19 protein-coding genes are annotated in these 20,448 nt (G+C 42.1%); 12 read left to right on the top strand and 7 right to left on the bottom strand.

Going from position 1 to position 20,448, the window contains the following annotated elements; all coding sequences use genetic code 11:
• Nucleotides 1-584 precede the first annotated feature (584 nt).
• Together CFPU101_RS21715 and CFPU101_RS21710 are read left to right on the top strand one after the other, a co-directional pair.
• Nucleotides 585-899 carry a hypothetical protein gene (locus CFPU101_RS21715; RefSeq protein ID WP_206817524.1) on the top strand — a complete coding sequence of 105 codons (315 nt, stop codon included), beginning with the start codon at nt 585-587 and terminating at the stop codon, nt 897-899.
• A complete protein-coding gene (locus CFPU101_RS21710) occupies nt 875-3,610 on the top strand; it encodes a plasmid replication protein, CyRepA1 family (protein ID WP_206817522.1) in 2,736 nt (911 codons plus the stop codon). Before CFPU101_RS21715 ends, CFPU101_RS21710 begins: the two co-directional genes overlap by 25 nt.
• 117 nt (nt 3,611-3,727) lie before the next feature.
• Here CFPU101_RS21710 and CFPU101_RS21705 read toward each other — a convergent pair whose 3' ends face one another.
• From CFPU101_RS21705 to CFPU101_RS21680, 6 genes are read right to left on the bottom strand one after another with little or no spacing between them, the layout of a single operon-like run.
• The gene (locus tag CFPU101_RS21705) at nt 3,728-4,153 is read right to left on the bottom strand and encodes a hypothetical protein (protein ID WP_206817533.1); all 426 of its coding nucleotides are present in this window, start codon (nt 4,151-4,153) and stop codon (nt 3,728-3,730) included.
• A 21-nt stretch (nt 4,154-4,174) separates the two neighbouring features.
• Nucleotides 4,175-4,579, bottom strand: coding sequence for a type II toxin-antitoxin system death-on-curing family toxin (locus CFPU101_RS21700; RefSeq protein ID WP_206817531.1), 405 nt, complete (start codon nt 4,577-4,579; stop codon nt 4,175-4,177).
• Nucleotides 4,557-4,745 (bottom strand): DUF2281 domain-containing protein, encoded by a 189-nt coding sequence (locus CFPU101_RS21695; RefSeq protein WP_206817520.1) that lies wholly within the window; start codon nt 4,743-4,745, stop codon nt 4,557-4,559. The genes CFPU101_RS21700 and CFPU101_RS21695 overlap by 23 nt, the downstream gene beginning before the upstream one ends.
• A gap of 52 nt (nt 4,746-4,797) precedes the next feature.
• Nucleotides 4,798-5,661: a DUF6753 family protein gene (locus tag CFPU101_RS21690; RefSeq protein WP_206817518.1), complete on the bottom strand. Its 864-nt coding sequence runs from the start codon at nt 5,659-5,661 to the stop codon at nt 4,798-4,800.
• Between the two features lie 9 nt (nt 5,662-5,670).
• Nucleotides 5,671-6,438: a mobilization protein gene (locus CFPU101_RS21685; protein WP_206817516.1), complete on the bottom strand. Its 768-nt coding sequence runs from the start codon at nt 6,436-6,438 to the stop codon at nt 5,671-5,673.
• Nucleotides 6,438-7,202 (bottom strand): hypothetical protein, encoded by a 765-nt coding sequence (locus CFPU101_RS21680; protein ID WP_206817514.1) that lies wholly within the window; start codon nt 7,200-7,202, stop codon nt 6,438-6,440. Before CFPU101_RS21680 ends, CFPU101_RS21685 begins: the two co-directional genes overlap by 1 nt.
• Before the next feature lie 599 nt (nt 7,203-7,801).
• Between CFPU101_RS21680 and CFPU101_RS21675 the strand changes: the two genes are divergently transcribed.
• The 4 genes from CFPU101_RS21675 to CFPU101_RS21660 are packed head-to-tail and all read left to right on the top strand — an operon-like array spanning nt 7,802 to nt 10,943.
• Nucleotides 7,802-8,248 carry a hypothetical protein gene (locus tag CFPU101_RS21675; RefSeq protein WP_206817512.1) on the top strand — a complete coding sequence of 149 codons (447 nt, stop codon included), beginning with the start codon at nt 7,802-7,804 and terminating at the stop codon, nt 8,246-8,248.
• Nucleotides 8,249-8,273: 25 nt separating this feature from the next.
• The gene (locus CFPU101_RS21670; RefSeq protein WP_206817510.1) at nt 8,274-8,519 is read left to right on the top strand and encodes a hypothetical protein; all 246 of its coding nucleotides are present in this window, start codon (nt 8,274-8,276) and stop codon (nt 8,517-8,519) included.
• Nucleotides 8,507-8,950 (top strand): PIN domain-containing protein, encoded by a 444-nt coding sequence (locus CFPU101_RS21665; RefSeq protein WP_206817508.1) that lies wholly within the window; start codon nt 8,507-8,509, stop codon nt 8,948-8,950. The genes CFPU101_RS21670 and CFPU101_RS21665 overlap by 13 nt, the downstream gene beginning before the upstream one ends.
• 46 nt (nt 8,951-8,996) lie before the next feature.
• Nucleotides 8,997-10,943, top strand: a complete 1,947-nt coding sequence (locus CFPU101_RS21660) for a relaxase/mobilization nuclease domain-containing protein (RefSeq protein ID WP_206817494.1) — start codon at nt 8,997-8,999, stop codon at nt 10,941-10,943.
• A gap of 214 nt (nt 10,944-11,157) precedes the next feature.
• Here CFPU101_RS21660 and CFPU101_RS21655 read toward each other — a convergent pair whose 3' ends face one another.
• Nucleotides 11,158-12,888, bottom strand: coding sequence for an iron uptake porin (locus CFPU101_RS21655; protein ID WP_206817492.1), 1,731 nt, complete (start codon nt 12,886-12,888; stop codon nt 11,158-11,160).
• 520 nt (nt 12,889-13,408) lie between these two features.
• Between CFPU101_RS21655 and CFPU101_RS21650 the strand changes: the two genes are divergently transcribed.
• The 6 genes from CFPU101_RS21650 (at nt 13,409) to CFPU101_RS21625 (ending at nt 20,448) form a co-directional block, all read left to right on the top strand.
• Nucleotides 13,409-14,758, top strand: a complete 1,350-nt coding sequence (locus CFPU101_RS21650; RefSeq protein ID WP_242578162.1) for a DUF1254 domain-containing protein — start codon at nt 13,409-13,411, stop codon at nt 14,756-14,758.
• A 54-nt stretch (nt 14,759-14,812) separates the two neighbouring features.
• Nucleotides 14,813-16,177, top strand: a complete 1,365-nt coding sequence (locus tag CFPU101_RS21645) for a DUF1254 domain-containing protein (protein ID WP_242578161.1) — start codon at nt 14,813-14,815, stop codon at nt 16,175-16,177.
• Between the two features lie 154 nt (nt 16,178-16,331).
• The gene (locus CFPU101_RS21640) at nt 16,332-17,207 is read left to right on the top strand and encodes an HAD family phosphatase (RefSeq protein ID WP_206817490.1); all 876 of its coding nucleotides are present in this window, start codon (nt 16,332-16,334) and stop codon (nt 17,205-17,207) included.
• A gap of 11 nt (nt 17,208-17,218) precedes the next feature.
• Entirely contained in the window at nt 17,219-18,217 is a 999-nt protein-coding gene (locus CFPU101_RS21635) for a MarC family protein (RefSeq protein ID WP_206817489.1), read from the top strand.
• A gap of 22 nt (nt 18,218-18,239) precedes the next feature.
• A complete protein-coding gene (locus CFPU101_RS21630; protein ID WP_206817487.1) occupies nt 18,240-18,605 on the top strand; it encodes a YidH family protein in 366 nt (121 codons plus the stop codon).
• Between the two features lie 469 nt (nt 18,606-19,074).
• Complete coding sequence (locus CFPU101_RS21625) at nt 19,075-20,448, top strand: AAA-like domain-containing protein (RefSeq protein WP_206817485.1); 1,374 nt, start codon at nt 19,075-19,077, stop codon at nt 20,446-20,448.

Below are 20,448 nucleotides of genomic sequence, written 5' to 3'. Positions count from 1 at the left end.
CAACCCTTTGCCCTATATAACTTTGAAGATGAAAACATTACATCTAGTATCCCCCGACCAAACCTCTAGTATCCCCCGACCCGTCATTTTTGAAACTCTTTACTGATAAAGCTTTCAGACCCCTTGAAGCTTACTGAATAATGATCCAATGCGAAAACAGATTTTAAAACTTCTGGCATAATCGATGACAAAGTCTTTTTAGCAGTTTGGAGAAGCGTTCATGGATGAAAACACAAAAATTCCTTACAAGCAGGCTGGGTCGAAGCTTGCCTTTCTAAAAGCATCGATTCAAGGTAGTCAGAATAAGAAAAAGTTTGGATCTCTTTGAGCTTCTGGGGCAGGTTTTTAGCTTGAAATAGCCTGAAATAGTTGAATCTCTTTGAGTATTAATCTTTTCAGGTAGCCCACACGAGAAGTTTTGCCGACTTCTCTCCCCTCTCGGAAATACAAACACAAAACCAAAAATTACTTCAAGCTTAAAACCGATCATCTAATTTTGTCCATTCGTAGATAGACAGAAAAAATGACTTAAAAACCCAAAAGCCAGAGAGATTCTCCAAATCACCACATTTATGGAGAATCTTATGAACGAATATAAGAAGCCAATCTCACCTTCAGAGGAACTTCAAGAGAACGAGACACAAAGTAAAGTGATTGCAGAAAGACCTGCTCACATCAAGGAAAATCATTGGCGTGAATGGGTAGAAGACTCAAAAGTAGATCCTTTAATAACTGCCCTCAATGTACGGTCGTTATCAGGAACAACCCCCCATGAATATTTACTCTACGGACTCCCAGATAGCGAGCGGCGCAACGATGGCCGACTCAGGGATTATTGGTTAAGAAGATATGGTCATTTAGATTACGGTGGTTGGTGTGTGGCACAATTGACCCCATAACAGGATCTGAATCTGAATGGGGCTGTTTTAAACCCGACAAACCAAAGATTGAAAGAGAAAAAGGAAAACCCATTAAATACGAACACCCGCCAAAAGTTCCAACTTCGGCCTTTTTTCTAAAAGTTCCTTGGGGAATCGGGTTAAAAATAGCTATTAACTGCGGGTTAGAAAATTCCTACAAAGAAAGAATTGCGGACTTAATTGGGATTACCGCTACCGAGATATTTTTGAAGACTGAGGATACAGAGTTTTGGCAGTGGGTAAAAGCGACTCCTGAAATCAATCTGTTAATTACAGAAGGAGCCAAGAAAGCCGCTTCTTTATTATCGGCTGGTTATTGTACGATTGGATTATCTGGGATCTGGAATGGAGTTAGACAGCCCTTAGACGATTGGGGTAATGTGAGCAGTTTGCCCTATCTAATTCCTCAGCTTATTCCCTTTGCGGCACTTGGGCGCGAAATGAGTTTCTGTTTTGATAATGACCCCAAGCCAAAAACAAAACAAGCGGTCAGAAAAGCAACTTTAAAAACAGGAAACTTGCTTAAATCTAAAGGTTGTGAGGTTTCCGTCATTACTTGGGATTCATCCTCTAAAGGGGTTGATGACTTGATTGCCCTCAAAGGACTCTCATACTTTAATGCGGTTTACAACAGCCGTATCAGCCTAGCCGATTACAAGCTTAGTGAAGTTTTAGACCTGTCTCCTTACGTCAATCTGACGGTCAATGAACGGTATTTACCCGAAAGTTTAGTGCCTCCTGCTACTGCTCAACTAATTGGGATAAAAAGTTGGCAGGGAACGGGGAAAACCGAATGGTTAGCCCGAAAAATTGAACGATTGCTTAGAAAAGGGAAAAGAGTAATTGTCATTGTGCATCGCGAACAATTGGCGATCGCGCTGGCCTTACGTTTCGGGATTGATTACAGGACGGCGATCTCCACATCAGAAACTAAAGGTATTTTTGGTTACGCGCTTTGTATCGACTCACTGCATCCTTTCGCCAATCCCAAATTTAATCCTCAATCTTGGGAGGAAGCAACAGTTATTCTTGATGAAGTTGAACAGGTCATCAGACATTTATTATTAGGTGATACCTGCATCAATCATCGAGTTGCCATTCTAAAAGCTTTCAGAGAACTGTTACAGGTTGTCATTTCTACAGGGGGCAAAATTTATTTGACCGATGCTGATTTATCCCCAATATCAATCAATTACATTCAACAACTAATCGGTCAGCCTGTTGAAACTTGGGTCGTCGAAAATACTTTTATTCCTAATAAGGGGAAAAGAAAAATTTACGTTTATTCAGACCAGAGTTTGGTCATCCAGAAAGCTTGTGAGGCGGTTCAGAAGGGGAGAACCATTTTAATTCATACCGATGGTCAAAAACATAAATCAAATTGGGGAACTCGTAACTTAGAGAATCATTTTAAAAAGAAATTTCCGCACCTGCGAATTTTGAGAATCGATAAAGATAGTGTATCAGATCCCAAACACCCCGCCTATGGTTGCATGGGGAATCTTAACGATGTTCTCAAAAACTATGACATTGTTTTAGCAAGTCCGACAATTGAAACAGGGGTCAGCATTGATGAGTATATTTTTGATTATGTTTATTGTATTTCTCATGCTGTTCAGTCCGTTGATTCAGTTTGCCAAACATTAGAGAGATATCGCTTAGATGTAGAGCGACATATTTACATTCACCCTTATTCAACTAAGCGAATAGGTAACGGAGCATTTGAGATTAGAGGGTTACTCGCTGGGATTCATGGAAAAACGTCAGCGAATCTTAAACAACTGATTAAGGCTGGCATAAGCTGTGAAATTGCTGTTATTGAAGACGATTTAAGCATTTCTCCTTCCCTACTAGCTTATGCAAAAATTGCCTGTGTTTTAAATAGCCAAGCGGGGAATTTTAAAGACCACGTTTTGGCTAAACTAATAAAAATGGGGTATGAAGTGATTCATGTTAGTGATGAGAAAGATGAGGCGGTACAGCATGAAATTATTGAAAGTAAAGAGGAATTATACGAGACTCATTGTGAAAGCGTAATAGCATCTTCAAATCCAACCGATCTTGAATACAAGGAACTGAAAGAAAAACGGTCTAAAACTGAGAATGAACGGCATCAAGAGCGTAAAGGAAAATTAGTCAGACGCTATCAAACTGAAAATATTGATAAGGAATTAGTGAAAAAAGATGACGACGGCTGGTGTGAGAAAATCTTACTTCATTACTATCTCACTGTAGGTCGTAACCTGTTAAGCGAACGTGATAGGAAAATTTTAAACAAATATAAAGACGCGGGGGATGGTCAAATCTTCAAACCCGACTTAAATCACTCATTACTGTCAAGTAAAATCGCTGCACTTGAGCTTTTGGGCATTAATCAATTTTTTGACCCCTCAGCCTTCTTTACTAGCGATAAGTTACAAGGATGGTTTGATAGAATTAATAACCCTGTGACACGTTCTCAGATTAAACTGATTTTCGGAATCAGCATTAATCCCTCTAAAGATACCCCAATGGCTGTCGCTCAACGACTATTAGATTTAATGGGGTTAAAATGCGATTTTACGGGATGGCATCGAATAGAAGGTAAGGCCAAGCGGTTTTACAACGGTTGTAACCAAAACCCCGATGGTAGACAAGCCGTTTTTGAAAGATGGCTTTCTCAGTCTCAGTATGACGAAGCGGCGGCTTAGTGTCACAGGGGGTATATAGATATAACTTTCTTTTGGTGTGACAACTAAGATTCAAAGTTAAAAAGAAAAAGCTTATCAAAAAATGGAAAATCAACAAATTTCGACCCTTGTTGGAAATTATTCACCTTCTATGACAGATAGATTAGGTAAGTCTAGATATTCTAAGATTAACAGGCGCAAATAATCCAACTTTTGCAGATAACTCTTCAAGAGAGGGTATTTATCATGGGTTTCCCAGTAAAATTGAGCAAGAACAGGAATGTCAAAAACTCCCATTGTGAGCAATTGATTAATAGCTTGTTGTTCTAGATCTATCCAACCTCGCCCTTGAATTTGACTGGCATAGCCTCGAAGATCTGAAGTTAACAATTCAATTTCCTCAGTGATGCTAAATTCTTCTTCATTGGCGAGAAATTTAGCCGCTACTTCTTTTCTCTCTTGCTTAGTATTTTGATGGTCAACAGTTAACTGAGAGAGCAATTGGGTAATATAGTTCCTATAAATCTCAGATTTTTGAGAATTAAAGATAGCTTCAGTCATCATTAAATCCTTGAACGGGGAGAACTAATTTAATTTCTCGATCTTTTTTTCAAGCTCTAATATCAGTTCGGATTTACTAATTTGTTTTTGAACCACTTGCATGACTAAATAATAAGCTTTTTCATTAGAAAGAGTTAAAACATAGCCATTGACCCGAAGAAATGTATCCATCACGGCGAAAGCCGTTCGTTTATTGCCATCAATAAAAGGATGATTCATGGCCAAATGGTAAAGATAAGCGGCTGCCTGTGCTGGAATAGAAGGATGTAGCAGTTGACCCCCAAAAGTAACTTGTGGTTGTGCTAGAGCCGATTCGAGCAATCCTTCATCTCGAATCCCGTCAGTTCCGCCAAACTTTTCAATTTGTCGTGTGTGAATGTTCAAGACCAGTGTTAAATCGAGAAATTCAGGAGTTGGCCAGACGACGATACACCTCCTCTCTTTCTCTTTCTGAATCTAAATAAGCTTGCCAAACTTTCTCAGAATCCGAGCCTTTTTGAGAATTATTCAGAGAACGTAAGTAGGCAAGGACATCGCTCAATCTTGATTCGGGAAGAAGCTCAAGTTCTTTTAGAATTTGTTCTTTAACCATCATAATTATCAAGTCTCCATAAGTGTTAAATACTATTGTAGTTAGCTTGCGTTCATCATTTTCCCTTTCCTAAACTTTTGGCCTTCTTAAACACCTCTTTACACTCAGGACTACCTTTCGGTTTAAACCCCTGTAAACAATCCCGACGATTTTCCTTCTCCAACAACCACTGTGTCCTTTGTGCCGTAGACTCTAAAAGCTGTTGTTTTGGAAAATACATTGAACGTGCTATCCCAAATCCGACCAGAAAAACCACAACATAGGAGAAAAGCTCCCCCTTGTAAGTCCACAAGAACTCCTTAATCACCTCAACCCATTCCTGAACTGTTTTAGGAGGAATAATCGAGGATTCCTCATTTTCCACCTGTTCTTTTTGGCTCACCAATTCTTTAACTGAGCCATTAAGTTGAGCGATAAAATGCTTTAAAGTTCCTAATTGCTCTTTTTGTCCCTTCAAATCCCCCAAAGCAGTAACAAGAGAACTGTTTAACCCATCAATCTTGGAGGTGAGCGTACCAATCGATTGAGTAACCCCTTGATTAGTACCTTGTAACTGACTCTTCAATCCATTACAGATTTGAGTTAATTCAGCGATGGACTTTTTTAACCCATCTTCATTCATTGAAGTCCCAGATGGCAGCACGGCTAACTTTTTCTCTAACGTTTTCGTCCACCCTTCTAACTGAAGAAGAAAACGAGAAAAAATTTCCTGCCATTGTTCTGGTGCCTCTAACAGCAACACCTGTAACTGACCCATCCCCACAAAAATCACAAAGAACTCATCTTCTGGCTCAATGCCCATTTTCAGCACCAGTTCTAGCACCCGCGCTTTAATTTCAGGGGATTGCCCTTCTAAAGCCTTATCCAGCCAATAGGTACGACTATTAGAATTCTGGCCATTAAGTGGTGTAATTGCCATCTTTTTCTCCTACGCCACTGTCGTTGAAGCCCGACGACGAGTTTTGGGTTTTTCTGGAACAGCAATCGGGCTAGAATCGATGTCAAACACCGTCGCACTCTCAAAAGCCGTATAAGCCCCTTCGAGAAACCGCTTTACCCGATTGCGGGAAATCGAGCCAAACTCGGATGACTCCCTCGCTTGCCCGAACGTCCAACTCTTGGCATCAATCTGATTGCGGTCAGCATTGCCGATGAACTTAGGAAAATCAATGACTTTCACCTGATCTTGAGCAATCATTGCTTGTAAAAAATCATCTTTATCCAAAGACTCCCAATCGTCGCACTTACCCCCATTCTTCACTAGAATATGAGGCACACGAGATTGAAAATACTCCAAAGACCTCCCGAATAACTTTAGGCTGTCATATCCACCATCACAGACAAACCAATAAAAAAACTTTACCCCGTCTCCTGGGGCAATCTCAAATAACCCATTCTTTTCAAACCAATCCTTGACGGGAATAAAAACCTGCGCTGGCAAATTGACCAAGACTCGCTCCGTTAGGGCAGCATTATAAATCGCATTCGCTGTATCTTCGTACTTTTCCCCCTCACTGAACACCGCTACCTGACAACTCAGTTCAGAAAAAATGCGTCGCACATCGGGATTACTTCTATCTGTATCGAACACCGTAATCGGAATTCCCCTATCAATGTGGTACTGAATCGCCGTGCGACAGACAAACGACTTCCCGGCACCCCCTTTCTCGCCACCAAAAAAATGGATAGCTGCCATTACAGATTAAACTCCTTTTCTAATTCATTTTTTTCATTAGCCTCGGTTTCGGGAAGACGTTTCCGCCCATTCGTTTCTTTGCCCCCCGTCTGAACTGATGGAACGTCCGTTGTTGATGGATGGGATTTAAGAGAATTATGAGAAACTTTTTTAGAGCCATTAACTATAGCAGTAGTGGGTTTTGTTTCCACCGCTTCTTCTATTAAAGTCTCATCCTTTGTCGTTTCTAAATTTTCCTGACGTTTCCTAGACCCTTGGTAATAACTTTTAATCGTTGCCCCAGAAATTTGTACCCCAGAACTGGCCAGCACCTGTGCAATATCATCATAGTTATAGCCAGCAGCCAGCATCTTTTCGATGGGTTCTCTTAATGATTCAACTAACTCCTCTTTTGTTAATCCTTTACGAATTTGCGCTTCAGAAGCTAACACTTCGAGAATTTCAGTAGCAACATCCGCTTCAATAACAATTTCTCCCTCTGTTCCATTCTCTTTAGCCTTACCTTTGCGTTTCCCCTTAACCTTCTTTGTCCCCATCAAAATCGCTTCAATCTCTAACGGGGTAATCTCAAGGTCAAACTCAGCCAAGACCAGAGCCACATCTGTATAAGTGTGGCCATTTTTTAGCATTTTATTAATAGACAGTTTAGCCCTTTGCAATAACTCAGGCAGTGTCAAGGGTTTAGGAGATTGTGCCTTCTCCAATAACAATTGAGCCACTAGAGAAGCCGCATCAGAGTTGGTGAGTTGAGGAGTTTGAGTCATCGGCCTAAAGAGGAAGATCAGTATCAAATTACTTAAGAATAGCAAAATTTACGGAGTGAGTTTGTACTATTTAACTTTTATTAAGAAGTGTCAGCTAATTCTTAGATTGATTACTCGGTACGAATGACAATAACCGACAAAAAAAGAGAAATCCCAGCCATTGCTCGATGAAGACAAAGCAAGGACTGTACTTCACTTTTTTAGAAGCCAAGCCATTGTTTTTTGGGAAATGCTCTTAACGAAGAGAGAGGCAGTCAACAATAATCCTCGAAGTGCTTGTATCTTTATTTATAGGTACGCTCTGGCATTTAAGATTCGTTAGCGAGAACTTAAATCGTTTTAATTTCATTGGCTCTTTCTTCTAACCTGCACCAATTAAAGTATTTTCTTTGCTCACTCAGAAGTTGAGAATAGTATACTCACCCGTCAAAGCAAAAAAAAATCTAAAACTTTACGTTTTTGTATTTAAGATAGGCTAGCATTACTATGTCATACCCTCGTACCGTAACACTAAATAATGCTAGCCTGTTTTTAACCGTGTTAGAAGTCGTTAGAACCCTTGGGAGTCAAACAGTTTTGAGGAAGGGGAAAAAGGAATTATGAGGGACGCTAATCCGAAAACCGAATTAGAAACGGCTCTTTCTACCATTTTAGAGTCAAACTCCTTAATTGAAGAAGATTCTAAGCAAGGTAGACATCAAACCATCAGCTTTAAAGTTACCCAGGCAGAAAAAGAACGTTTACAGCAAAGATGTTGTGGAATCGTTCTATCTGACTATATCAGAGCCAGATTGTTCGACTATCCCCTCTCCAGACCGAAAACCGTCATGCCACTGGTTAACCGAGAAACGCTTTATCATCTTAAATGTATAGAAGCCACTCTTAAACAACAGACTCAAGTGATACAAAGTTCGCTCAAGACGGGAGAACAACCGCTCACCGATGAGATTTATAAATATCTTAGTACGCTTAATCAACTCTCGGAGAAGATCTATCAACTGCGTCGAGAGATTGTAGATGAGTTTAGACTAACCAACGATGATTAACCAAGAGTAATTAAAGGAGTCAATTATGCAGTCTGCCATTCATATCAAAACTAAAGTCACCCAGGGGAGAAAAATTGAGCTTGAACTGCCTCAAGCTAATGTTGGAGAAGATGTTGATGTTTTCATCATTATGTCTTCTCCCAAACTTTCCCCGTCTCGCCGTTCCGTTATAGACATCCTCGACGAAATCCATCGTCGTCGTCCCGAAGGACGCTCTATTGAAGAAATCGATCTAGAAATTCAAGCGGAGCGAGACGCATGGGACAATTAAACTTGCCATCCAATGCTAAGGTTTACATTGATAGTGCCATTCTAATTTACAGTGTTGAGGCACATCCCGATTACCGTGAGCTTTTACGACCTCTCTGGCTCTCATTACAAGCTTCTGAGATAGAAGTAATTAGTAGTGAACTGTCCTTAATGGAAGTTTTAATCGTTCCTCTAAAAAATAACGATTCGGCGTTAGTCAATGATTACAGGGAACTTATGTTAAACGGAGAAATGCAGCTAATTCCGATCAATTCAACTATCCTGACACAAGCGGCCCAGCTACGGGCGACGACCAACTTAAGAACCCCTGATGCCATTCATGTAGCTACAGCCTTAAATACAGGCAGTACGATGTTTTTAAGTAATGATAGAAGAATTCGACAGGTTCCTAATCTATCAATCATTGTCCTTCAAGACGTTTTAGAATCCTAAGCCCAATAAGCCATTAATAACAGATAATTGAACCTGCTCACTCTCTATGATAGCCAAAACCAAAGCTAACTCAAGCTTTAGAGGAACCACCCGATACGTTATCGAAAAAGAAAAAGCCCAAATTATCGGGGGTAACATGATTGGCCTAGATACTAATACTTTAGTAGCCGAATTTAAAATTTCTTCTTACCTTAACCCCAAAGTTCAAGCTCCTTGTTATCACCTCATGTTATCATTGCCCCACCGTGAAACCCTCAGCAATGACCAATTTGCCCGTCTTGGAGAAAGACATTTCGCCACAGTCGTCGTTCTCTCAGAACTAACTGGAGAAAAAGCTAAACTCACCAATCCCTCTAAGCGCATCGGTGAAAAAGAACTCAATGAATTAGTAGACCAATTTCTGAACGACAAAATCCATCAATACAGCTTCTTTATTGCCCGACACCACGATAGAGAACACAATCACATTCACATCGTTGCTAGTCGTATCAATGAAATTACCACCCATGCCATTAAGACATGGATGCAATACCCACAATCGGAGTGGTCAGCTAGATTATTAGAAAAACGGTTTGGCTTAGAACAAGTCCCCTGTAGTTGGGAATCGAAAAACAAAGCTCTCACCCGTACTCAACTTGACCGATTAGAAAAAGATGGACTCCCCGCCGCCGAAAAGATGCGTCGTGCTATTGATGAAGTTGCACAAAATCAGCCTACTCTACCTCAATTCATCGAACAATTAGCCCCTCTAGGTGTATTAGCTCAAGTCTGCTATCACGCAAACGGTCAAGTCAGAGGAATCAAATACAGTATTCAATTAAATCAGAAAAATATTGACAATCAAAACCAATGGCTAACCCTGGCAGGAAATCAATTAAGCCGTCATAAATATTCCCTACCGAAGTTGCAAAGTGAATTAGGCATTAGCTACATCCCTGAACGAGATGACGGAATCCTCAAAGCCTTAGCCCTTCAAGGACAGAAATTAGTAACAGAAGTACAGACAAACAAGAAAACCTTGTCGGTGACAGCTTCATTTCAAGAGTCGTTACCCTCTTTTGATGAAGAATCCCAAACCCCAGATGAGACGGTAGAAAGTGTACCAATTTCTACATTACAGCAACAGAGAGAAAATATTCTCCTTTTACAAACATCAGAAGAAATCATTGACAAGGAGGAAGAAGACGAACGCTCTATAACTGCTTTACCTGTTTCTTCTAATGCTCAAAATTCACTATTACAATTAACCGATGCTCAACTGTTAGCCACTGTTAAGCAACTTGAACAATGGCAGAAAAACAGTCCTCGCCAACCCAGTTTGAATCGAGGTGAAACGCTCAAACAACGTCTTGACCAATTAACCCAACAGAAAGCCAAAATCGAAAAACAACAAAGAACATTAAAGCAAGAACTATTGGACTTAGGGCCAACTCGTTCTTTATTTCACCCAAGAGGCGTAAGTGCATTTGAGATAGAGAGAAGACAACGGGAACTCGAACGACTACAACATGAAATTGATGAGAAAGAATTAGAAAGAAAACAAGCCGAAGCCGACTTTAAAAGTTGGCAGAAAATTGCCAAAGCTTATTTAGCATGGCAGGAAGAGCCTCAAACCCAAGCGATGAATCAGTTAGCAGAAGACCTAAAATTGCCTCTTATTAGTGCGCGTTTAGCACAAATTAAACAAGGCTATGCCATTTATGATTCGGCTCAGTATATTTTGAAAGGACAAGGAGAAATAGGGGAAGAAGGACGTTATTTTGAAGGGAGAATTTATCGAATTGAGGAAAGGAAAAACATTTTAAGCATTTCTCGCTATGATTGTGATAAACCTCTTTTTGTAGCAAAGGATAATCGAAAAGCGGGAGGAATTGTTGAGGTGAGTCAGTTCAATTTAACGATTGAAGACCAAGAGATTATTCTTTGTTATGCTAAATCTTTGTTGAAGCAACATGAACAAGTTAATCAAACAAAAAATCAGCTACAGCGATGAGGAGCTATTTTGAATTTGACTAATGATTTAATTGATGGCTGATTAGCTTATCTTTTATTAAAAAGTTCAACTTTTGAAAGTAATTGCACTTATTAATTTCACGTTTCGTTGTTTCTATAATGAGTTGTAGTCCTAAGTTAAACCTTTATCAGAATGAACACGAGTTGTGAGTTTTAAATGAGTCATTTAAGTAACTGAATAATTTAAGATTATTTTAGAACTGAAATGTAGTTCTGATTGTCCCAATCACAGCATCAGGATTATTATTGTCCTGATTGGGAGCTAAGAGCCAAATTAGCCCTGGTGTAACCGAGATACTATTAGTGATTTGATAGCGATAAAATGCTTCAAGGTGCCAAGGTACATCTACTTTAAAATCAATAGGATTGCCCCCATCGAAATCGGTCAGATAGGGTTCCGCTCCGACGACTAACCCAAGAAGATTGCCTTCTTTACCCAGATCGGGGAAGGCAAAGGTTAGGGCATAGGTGAGAATATTACCGTCTCCTTTACCGATCAGACGGGGATAAAACGTACTAAACCAGCCGCTTAGGGAAAATCTTGAGCTAGGCTGCCAGTTAAACTGAAATCCATAACCATTGGTAATGACTGGAGACTGCTCGAACCCTAATCGCTCGGCTCCTAGAATATCTTGACCTGCTAGAGTATTGGCGACAGCCGTTCCAGTTACGCCGAGGGCATTGTAATTAAATCCAAATCTTCCAGCAGGGGCATAGTCATTAATATAAACGCCTGCGATCGCAAAATTGTTAGTGATATTCCAAGTGAGTTGTCCCAACGCTCCATAGCCGCCATTGAACAGCCCATTGCCTTGACTTGGATTTCCGACTAATAGCCCGTCAGCTAGATAACCAGCCGTGAGTTGGAGGTTATTCCCAATTTTATAATTAAGAATCGCTCCAGTACCACCGCCGACCAGGGTATAAAGAGGATTATACTCACCAAATACGCTGATTGCTCCCCTACCGCTATCGTTGTCGTTTAAATAAGGATTAAGGGGGGGCGTATATAACTGAAAAGGAGCTAAAGCAGATAGCACAGCAATATTTAGCGAATCACCTACAGGAAAGCTATAACCTATTGTTAAAATTTGAAGGCTATTATTCGTGTTGGCAGCAAATTGAGAGGAGAGTGTCCCTTCGGGTGAAGAAAATTCGATGCTACGGTTCGTTCCAGGAATGGGAACTTCTATACCAGGTAAATTAAAAGTTGTCGAAACATCTAATCCATCTCTTCTAGCGATAGGGGCGTTTCCCGCAAACATACTGATCGAAAGGACATCTCGACCCGTAAAACTGGAAATAAAATTCAAGTTAGCTCGATATTGGAAGACAGTTTGGTTACTGTCATCTTCGCTAAAAACATCTGCTATGGCAAAGATAGCGTTACCAAAAAGTTTAACGGTTGTCGAAAACTGATGGTCTTCCAAAAAGGCGACCCGATTTTCCAGATTGTCGATTCTAGTTCCTAAAACAGCTAACTCAGTTTCAAACTCCTGAGCTAGACGCTTCAGCTTATCGATGTCTTCTTTTTGAATAACCATATTTTCTTGTAAGAGACGCTCTAGCGTATTGATACAAGCATTCAAACCAGCCGCAAATTCCCAACGAGACAAAGCCCGTAACCCTCGAAAGGTGCGATCTGGATAACCAACAATACATCCGTAGCGTTCTACTAGAGATTTTAGTGCTTCATAAGCCCAGCTAGTTGGCTCGACATCTCTCAATTGAGAAACATTGGTGATTTGCGCCATTGGGCGATTTTGAGGAAAAGTCGCTAACTGTTGGCTTTGAAATTGCGAGAAATCTGCTGAGGGCAATTTTAAGACTTCCTCAGCAGCAGCATTAGAGGAAAAACTGAGCAATGGGTTAATGTTTACTAGCACACTTAAAATAAATAATACGCTTTTACTAAAAGTTTTCATTGTTTTCACTCTTCACACTTTATTAAGAAATAAGATTACTGTTGTTAGAATTGTGTCAAAAATTAATGCTCTGTAATATTATTTACTATGCTCTATAGTTATATATAGCGAACAAGAATTTGAAAAGTATTTTTTCGTTTAAAATATAACTTAACTAAAGTCCGTAACGCAAACCTATCAGATTCTGCCGAAATCCTTAAATAACAACAGTTTTCCCAAATAAAATGCTTATCTTTTACTTATCTTTTGCGTATCTTCAAGAAAAAGCAGCTTCACGTTTAACTTTTGCTTATCTTCAATAGATAGTAGGATTACTTAAGAGTAAGTTCGCTCCAATTTCTCAGATTTCCCTCTAAAATTATATTTATCGATTAGACCTTTTAACGATGTGTAGAGACAAGCTATACATTCTTACTAAAAGTATATATCTATTAACCTTTTAAGATTTCTCTTCACCTCTAAGGTGATTTTGGTTCGACGAGTGATACGTTCAAATGTCAACTTACTAGGTTCACTAAAGATGAATATGCAATACTCAGTTGAGAAAGCCGATGAGATCTACGCCGTTGCTAAGGAAGCCTACTTCTACGCCTATCCGCTCGTCAGCATGGACATGACGATGCGTCAAGTGACCAATGTGCCAGACGCAGCCTCAGTTAATATGCGTGCGCCGATCAACCAATTCGCTCATGTGCGGAGCTACCCGCAGGCAGACGATAAAGATGTAGTTCGGTTCAACTTCGATACGCTCTATTCCTTCGCCTGGCTCGACCTCTCCCAAGAACCGATCATGCTATCGGTTCCTGACACGCAGGGGCGGTACTACCTCCTGCCAATGTTAGATATGTGGACGGACGTGTTTACTGTCGTCGGTAGCCGCACGACTGGTACGAAAGCTGGCACCTATGCCATTGTATCGACGGGTTGGAATGGAAAATTACCAGAAGGTATTACTCCGATCGTGGCTCCAACACCGACGCTTTGGATTCTCGGTCGCACGCAGACCAATGGCCAATCTGACTATGCCAACGTTCATAAAGTGCAAGATGGCTACAAGCTGACACCTCTCTCGCAGTGGGGCAAGGACTACACACCACCGACGAACGTGCCGACTGACCCCACCATCGATAATACAACGTCTCCACAGATCCAAGTCAACAAACTCGACGGCGTTACCATGCTGACGCGACTGGCAGACTTGATGGTGAAACATCCACCGCACCCGAATGATTATCCGATCCTATTCCGCCTAAAGAGATTTGGCGTTGAACCAGGGAAGCCGTTCGATGCTAAGTCGCTCGACCCAGAAACGATCGCCATCATCAACAAGGCGGCTCAGGACGCGCTCGCAGAGTTGCCCGCAGCTATGCGGAAAGCGGGGGCCTTTATCAACGGCTGGAATATCGGTACAGAGAACATGGGTACCTATGGTACTTCCTACAAACGCCGTGCCTTCGTTGCGCTCGCCGGGCTGGGGTGTAACCTGCCAGAGGACGCGGTTTACCCAACTGCTTTCGTGGATGGCGAGGGAAATCCCTTAAGTGGAGCAAATAAATATGTACTGCACTTCGAGAAGGGCCAGACTCCGCCAGCAAACGCCTTCTGGTCAATCACGATGTATGATAAAGACGGATTCCAAGTGCCGAACCCGATTAATCGATTTGCGATCGGTAGCTACGACAAGCTGACATTTAATGCTGACGGTTCTCTCGATATCTATGTGCAGGCCGAATCACCAGGCAAGGATCAAGAAACAAACTGGCTCCCCGCACCCAAAGGCCCATTCGAGCCGTCGATGCGACTCTACTCACCGCGCCCAGAAGTTCTAGATCTCACATGGGCCCCACCACCGTTCCAGAAGGTTAGTTGATTCAGTTCGGTTCATCAAAACGAACATATTTTGTTTGAGCGAGTGAACACTTAAATGAAGATTAATTATTACGGAGATAGAACAGAGATGAACATGAAACATTCAATTGAGGAAATCTACGAGATTGCACGCGATACCTACATCTACGCCTATCCCCTCGTGATGATGCAAGTGACGCAGAATGTGGGGTGTAACGTTGCCGAACCCATTGGACTCCGTGCGCCAATCAATCAAATCGCCCACAATCGTGAGTTTCCCGATGCCACCTATACAGATGTTGTGCGACCGAACGCTGACACGCTCTACAGCGCACTTTCTTTTAATGTCTCCAAAGAACCCATAGTCGTGAGCATCCCAGACTCTGGCGGACGGTATTACCTGACCCCCTGGCTCGATTGTTGGACTGATGTGTTTACGGCTCCAGGAAGCCGAACCACAGGTACAGGGGCAATTACCTACGCGATCGTCGGCCCGAAGTGGCGGGGAACTTTGCCAGATGGTGTCAAAGAATATCGCAGCCCGACCGCATCAGGATTGTTAATTGGTCGCACACAGACCAACGGCAAGCCCGACTATGAGGCGGTGCGGAAGTTCCAAGACGGCATGAGTGCCGTTCCTCTAAGTGCTTACGGCAAGCCGTACACTCCACCCAAGAACACGGTGAACCCGAATCAGGATATGACCGCTCCACCTGATCAGGTTGATCAAATGGATGCAGCAAGCTTCTTCGCCCTGTTTACCGAGCTAATGAAAGACAACCCGCCGCACGCCAATGATTATCCGATCGTTGATCGCATGAAACGGATTGGCATCGAACCAGGAAAGAGCTTCAACCTTGCTGATGCACCGCAAGAGGTGCAAGATGCTCTGAACGCGGCTCCAGCAGTCGCACTTAAACTGATTAAGCAGGTGTGGGCTAACTCTGGGGTATTCGCCAACGGTTGGCGGACGAACCTAACTGCTATTGGCAGCTACGGAACCGACTATCTACATCGGGCGGGCGTTGCCTACGCAGGACTGGGGGCTAATTTGATCGAGGATGCCATTTATCCGACAGTGTTTACCGATGAGAATGGCGAGCCGTTGCACAGCGACAAGCGATATGTTTTGCACTTTGAGAAAGATCAAATCCCGCCAGTCCGCGCTTTCTGGTCACTCACAATGTACGACGAGCGTCAACTCTTTACTGCTAACCCGATTGACCGATTTGCGATCGGCGATCGTGACAAGCTCACGTTCAATTCTGACGGTTCACTCGACCTGTATATTCAGCGAGAGTCGCCTGGAAAAGACAAAGAGTCGAACTGGTTGCCAGCCCCAGAGAGCGGCCGCTTCACGATGAACCTTCGCCTGTATTGGCCGAAGGCGGAAGCACTCAACGGCACTTGGACACCGCCAGGCGTGAAGCAGGTTAAGTAAGCATCCGAATCTATCACCCAAGATGGAGGATGAGAGCCAGTTAAGCCAATCAAAATGTGCGAGTTTTAGCCAGATAAATGCTTCAGAGCCTGCAATTGATTGGCGCATTGCGAATAGCTTGTGAAACTAAATCATGATTAACCTAGATTAGATAATGGCAGACGTTTTACCTTCCTGGAACAACACCCCCACCAAGCAAGCTATTCTTGACTTTGTGGCTACTATCACCGATGAAACCAGTCCTAATTATGTGCCACCTTCCGAACGGATTGCCACCTTCGACAATGACGGGACGCTTTGGTGCGAACAGCCCATTCCAGTTCAGGGCTTCTTTCTGTACGATCGCATCCGTCAGCTTGCCGAACAGCAACCAGAACTCCGAGCGCAGCAGCCTTACAAAGCAGTCATTGAAAGCGATTGGCAAACCTTTGCAACCTTTGGCAAAAAGGAACTCTTAATGCTATTTTTTGCTACCCACTGTGACATGACCCTAGAAGCCTTTCAAGCGATCGCTAAATCTTGGCTCAACTCAGCCACTCATCCTCGTTTTGGAACACTTTATCTCCAGTGCGTCTACCAGCCGATGCTAGAGTTGATGGCGTACCTACGGGCCAACAGATTCAAGAACTTTATTGTCTCTGGAGGTGGCATCGAGTTTATTCGTGCCTTTGCTGAAGCAATCTATAGCATTCCCCCAGAGCAAGTCATTGGCAGCAGTGGTCAACTCCACCTTGAGATACAAGAAAATAAGCCGTTGCTCGTCAAACAGCCCGAACTGAAAAGCTTTGATGATCGTGAAGAAAAAGTGGTTAATATCGCCCTCCATATTGGTCGCATTCCGATTCTAGCTGTAGGCAACTCCGACGGCGATTTAGCCTTATTGCTGCATCATGATGATGCGGAACGAGAATATGCCTATGATTGCAATTTCACACTTAGTCCACTACGAGATGGTTTGGAGAAAGTGCCCAAAATGGGTGGACATATCATCAGTATGAAACAAGACTTTGCTCAAATTTTTTCAGATTAGGTTGGATGGTTATGTTCATCAAACGCTTATTGCAATTTTCTAAAGCCTTCTGGTTGAGTTTCTCTTGGCACTCGTTACTTTCTGTGTGCAGTCCGATCGTTTCCCGTCTACCAAAAGCAAAGCGGCGAGGATTTAGTATAGTCGCCATTTTCTTTTTGATGCTTGCTCTGCAAGGGGCTTTCCCTAACGGGTCTTTTGCACAACAGAAGGCAACCGATTGCTTGTTTGGGATTAGTCCTACTTCAGCCTGCCAGGCTTCAAAAACTTCGACTGACGTACTCTTGGCCCAGTCTCCTACTCCTTTGAACGAGGCTAAACCAACTCTTTTACCCAAGCAACGCATTGCCGAACAGATCGCCCGTACCCCACTTGAAGCCCCAATCAGACTGATCAATCTATTCATCGTTTTCTTTGTTACTTTAGGCCCGATCAAAATCATTCCGTCCTTTGTACAGCTTACCCAAAATGCCGAACGCTCACTACGTCAACAGTTAGCGTTTCGTAGTGCTGGCCTCGCTACGCTCGTGATCTTATTAGTAGTAGTGCTTGGGCAAAATATGGTGCGCGTTTGGCAAATTCGTTTACCCGCATTACTGATTGCTGGGGGTATTCTGCTGTTCCTAGTAGCACTCAACTTAGTAATGACTCAATATAACCCACCTTCTCGACCCCAAGATGTTTCCCCTCCTTCTCTAAAGCTGGTTGTCACTCCCCTGACCTTTCCAACCATTTTACCGCCCTTTGGGATAGCGATCGCCCTAGTGCTAATGTTGATCTCCCAGGAGATCGGTTTTAATCCATTGGTTGTTATAGGAGTATTGGTACTGGTGATGTTGCTAAATCTAATCTGTATGTTGGCAGCCCGACCGATTTTGGGGATCTTGAGGCTGATCACCCTGCAAATTTTCGGATTTGTGCTAGGGGTATTGCAGTTAGCACTGGGCATTGAATGGATCATTAGTGGTTTGGAGATTGAGGCACTTGTGTTCCGTCGTTTATTTGGCTCTTAATCAATCTTTAAAAATAAACATTATGAATCTCACTAACGAACTTGCTAAAGAGCGTAATCGAGCGGCTGCTGAACGTACCCTAATGGCTTGGATTCGCACCAGTTTATCATTAATCAGCTTTGGTTTCGGCATTGATCGAGTCGTAACTGCCCTCCATACAGCACTAGGAGACAAAATCGATCCGCTACGTTTATCTCGTAGTTTAGGTCTTGCCTTTATCTCTATTGGCACCCTAGCCTTATTATCGGCGGCTATCAGTCATCGTCAGGATTTGCAACGCATTGATCGTGGTAATTTTACTTATTCCTCACGCCTATCCCTCAGTTTTGTGGTAGCAATTGCGTTATTTTTAGTCGGTGTGTTTGCCTTTATTGGTATTTTAGTCTGAGCAATTTGATCTGGAGGAACTCAGAGATAGGTAGAAGTTGATTGCAAAATATTAATTTTACTATTAATATTTGTGAAATTTACTAAGTTTTAAAAACAGATATTTATCAGGTTGAAAAAATTAAAAATGAATCAAAAATCTATAATAATTTGGTCTTTTAGTAAGCCCAGCAAGATCAGACGGGAATGAAGATGATTGTTTTTGGTCAAAAGTGTATGAAAGAGATATCGTTTTAATGACTTATTTATATGAAAATTGCCTTTATATTAATCTATTAATGTCTGCTGATGAGAGTAATTTTAACGTTTTTTATCATCTTTTGAAATTTTAGAGACTATTAAATAACGGTACTAGGCTCATTAAAATTGCAGTTTTCATAGCGATCTCATTAGCTGCTGTTTCTTTAATGCTTTGTTTATGCAATAATGCCATCATTGCAATAAAAATCAGGCTTTAAAAGAATTTTGCAGTGGGACAACTCAAACGATATCGCGGATATATTCTCAGCGAGGCTGGCAGACATAAGCTACAGGCTCAACTGTCACGATTAGAGTCTCAGAAAGGCTATAAATTTACGCTGCAAGTCCTAGCTCGACAAACTCAATTCATCGATCCTCAAGGATTGCACTCAACGACGATTAAAAAAATCGTTGAGCAACAAATCGGGGTTGATGAGCGATCGCTCAAGATCCTGTTTCAGTCATTAGAACTTGAGCTAGAACTTCAAGACTACCACCCAGCGACTCAACAGGAAAGCCTATTTCAGCCAGTGGGTCTAAGCAATGAACCAAAAGCAACCGAACCAAAGCAAAGACAATCTCCCGAATTTCCTGGTGGCCCCGTTCCCCTCAATTCTCCTTACTATATCGAACAACCCATACTGCAAACACGAGCATCTTCTGAGATTAGCCAGTCAGGAGGTTTAATTAGAATTAAAGCTCCCCGAAAAATGGGAAAAAGTTCTTTTATGCTGCGATTACTCAATCATGCAACATCGCTTGGCTACCGCATCTTTGAGATCGATTTGCAACGAGCAGATGAGACTATATTTTCTAGCATCGATCACTTTCTGCGTTGGTTCTGTACCATTCTGAGTTATCAACTTGAACTTCCCTCTAAATTGGATGATTACTGGGATGCAGAAGCGGGGAGTAAAATCAGTAGTACTATTTATTTGCAACAGGTTTTACTCAAAGAAGCTCGTGTCCCGATTGTTCTGCTATATAAAGAAATTGATCGTGTTTTTGAATATCCTGTGATTTTTCGGGAATTTTTTCCCTTATTACGCTCTTGGTACGAAGAAGCAAAAAGCAGTACAGCACTACACAAACTCCGCTTTATCCTCAGCTATTCTACTGAGATTTACGTCCCCCTGAATCTCAATCAATCTCCTTTTAATGTGGGATTGCCGATCAATTTACCGCAATTAACCTTAGAAGACGTTCAGGTTCTCGCTCAGACTTATCGTCTCTCCAGTGAAGTTGCGCCACCCTTGATGGAATTAGTCAATGGACATCCTTACCTAATCCAATTAGCACTTTATCATCTTTGGAGTGGTCAATCTACTTTACCCGATCTGCTCAACAAAGCGGCTACACCTGTTGGGATCTACGCTAGTCATTTGAATCATTGTTTAACCAGCTTACAAGCGGGAGCAGGATTAGCAGAGGCGTTTAAGCGAGTTGTGCAAGCAAACACAGGAGTTGTTCTAGAGCTTGCGATCGCCCGTAAATTAGAAAGCTTGGGGCTGATTCAATTTGACGATGTTTGCCAAGCTAAACCAATGTGCAAGCTCTATCAACAGTTTTTTGCCACTCAATTAAGCTTGAATCCTCAGAATTAA

Source organism: Chroococcus sp. FPU101, from assembly GCF_017312365.1.
In the GTDB taxonomy this organism is placed as follows: Bacteria; Cyanobacteriota; Cyanobacteriia; order Cyanobacteriales; family Microcystaceae; genus Chroococcus.
This window is presented reverse-complemented; position numbering and strand designations above follow the sequence as displayed.

What these genes read in the sequence shown, in the direction of transcription:
- CFPU101_RS21715 (WP_206817524.1), top strand. Translation starts at nt 585, where the DNA reads ATGAACGAATATAAGAAGCCAATCTCACCTTCAGAGGAACTTCAAGAG.
- CFPU101_RS21705 (WP_206817533.1), bottom strand. Translation starts at nt 4,153, where the DNA reads ATGATGACTGAAGCTATCTTTAATTCTCAAAAATCTGAGATTTATAGG.
- CFPU101_RS21695 (WP_206817520.1), bottom strand. Translation starts at nt 4,745, where the DNA reads ATGATGGTTAAAGAACAAATTCTAAAAGAACTTGAGCTTCTTCCCGAA.
- CFPU101_RS21690 (WP_206817518.1), bottom strand. Translation starts at nt 5,661, where the DNA reads ATGGCAATTACACCACTTAATGGCCAGAATTCTAATAGTCGTACCTAT.
- CFPU101_RS21685 (WP_206817516.1), bottom strand. Translation starts at nt 6,438, where the DNA reads ATGGCAGCTATCCATTTTTTTGGTGGCGAGAAAGGGGGTGCCGGGAAG.
- CFPU101_RS21680 (WP_206817514.1), bottom strand. Translation starts at nt 7,202, where the DNA reads ATGACTCAAACTCCTCAACTCACCAACTCTGATGCGGCTTCTCTAGTG.
- CFPU101_RS21675 (WP_206817512.1), top strand. Translation starts at nt 7,802, where the DNA reads ATGAGGGACGCTAATCCGAAAACCGAATTAGAAACGGCTCTTTCTACC.
- CFPU101_RS21670 (WP_206817510.1), top strand. Translation starts at nt 8,274, where the DNA reads ATGCAGTCTGCCATTCATATCAAAACTAAAGTCACCCAGGGGAGAAAA.
- CFPU101_RS21665 (WP_206817508.1), top strand. Translation starts at nt 8,507, where the DNA reads ATGGGACAATTAAACTTGCCATCCAATGCTAAGGTTTACATTGATAGT.
- CFPU101_RS21660 (WP_206817494.1), top strand. Translation starts at nt 8,997, where the DNA reads ATGATAGCCAAAACCAAAGCTAACTCAAGCTTTAGAGGAACCACCCGA.
- CFPU101_RS21655 (WP_206817492.1), bottom strand. Translation starts at nt 12,888, where the DNA reads ATGAAAACTTTTAGTAAAAGCGTATTATTTATTTTAAGTGTGCTAGTA.
- CFPU101_RS21650 (WP_242578162.1), top strand. Translation starts at nt 13,409, where the DNA reads ATGAATATGCAATACTCAGTTGAGAAAGCCGATGAGATCTACGCCGTT.
- CFPU101_RS21645 (WP_242578161.1), top strand. Translation starts at nt 14,813, where the DNA reads ATGAAGATTAATTATTACGGAGATAGAACAGAGATGAACATGAAACAT.
- CFPU101_RS21640 (WP_206817490.1), top strand. Translation starts at nt 16,332, where the DNA reads ATGGCAGACGTTTTACCTTCCTGGAACAACACCCCCACCAAGCAAGCT.
- CFPU101_RS21635 (WP_206817489.1), top strand. Translation starts at nt 17,219, where the DNA reads ATGTTCATCAAACGCTTATTGCAATTTTCTAAAGCCTTCTGGTTGAGT.
- CFPU101_RS21630 (WP_206817487.1), top strand. Translation starts at nt 18,240, where the DNA reads ATGAATCTCACTAACGAACTTGCTAAAGAGCGTAATCGAGCGGCTGCT.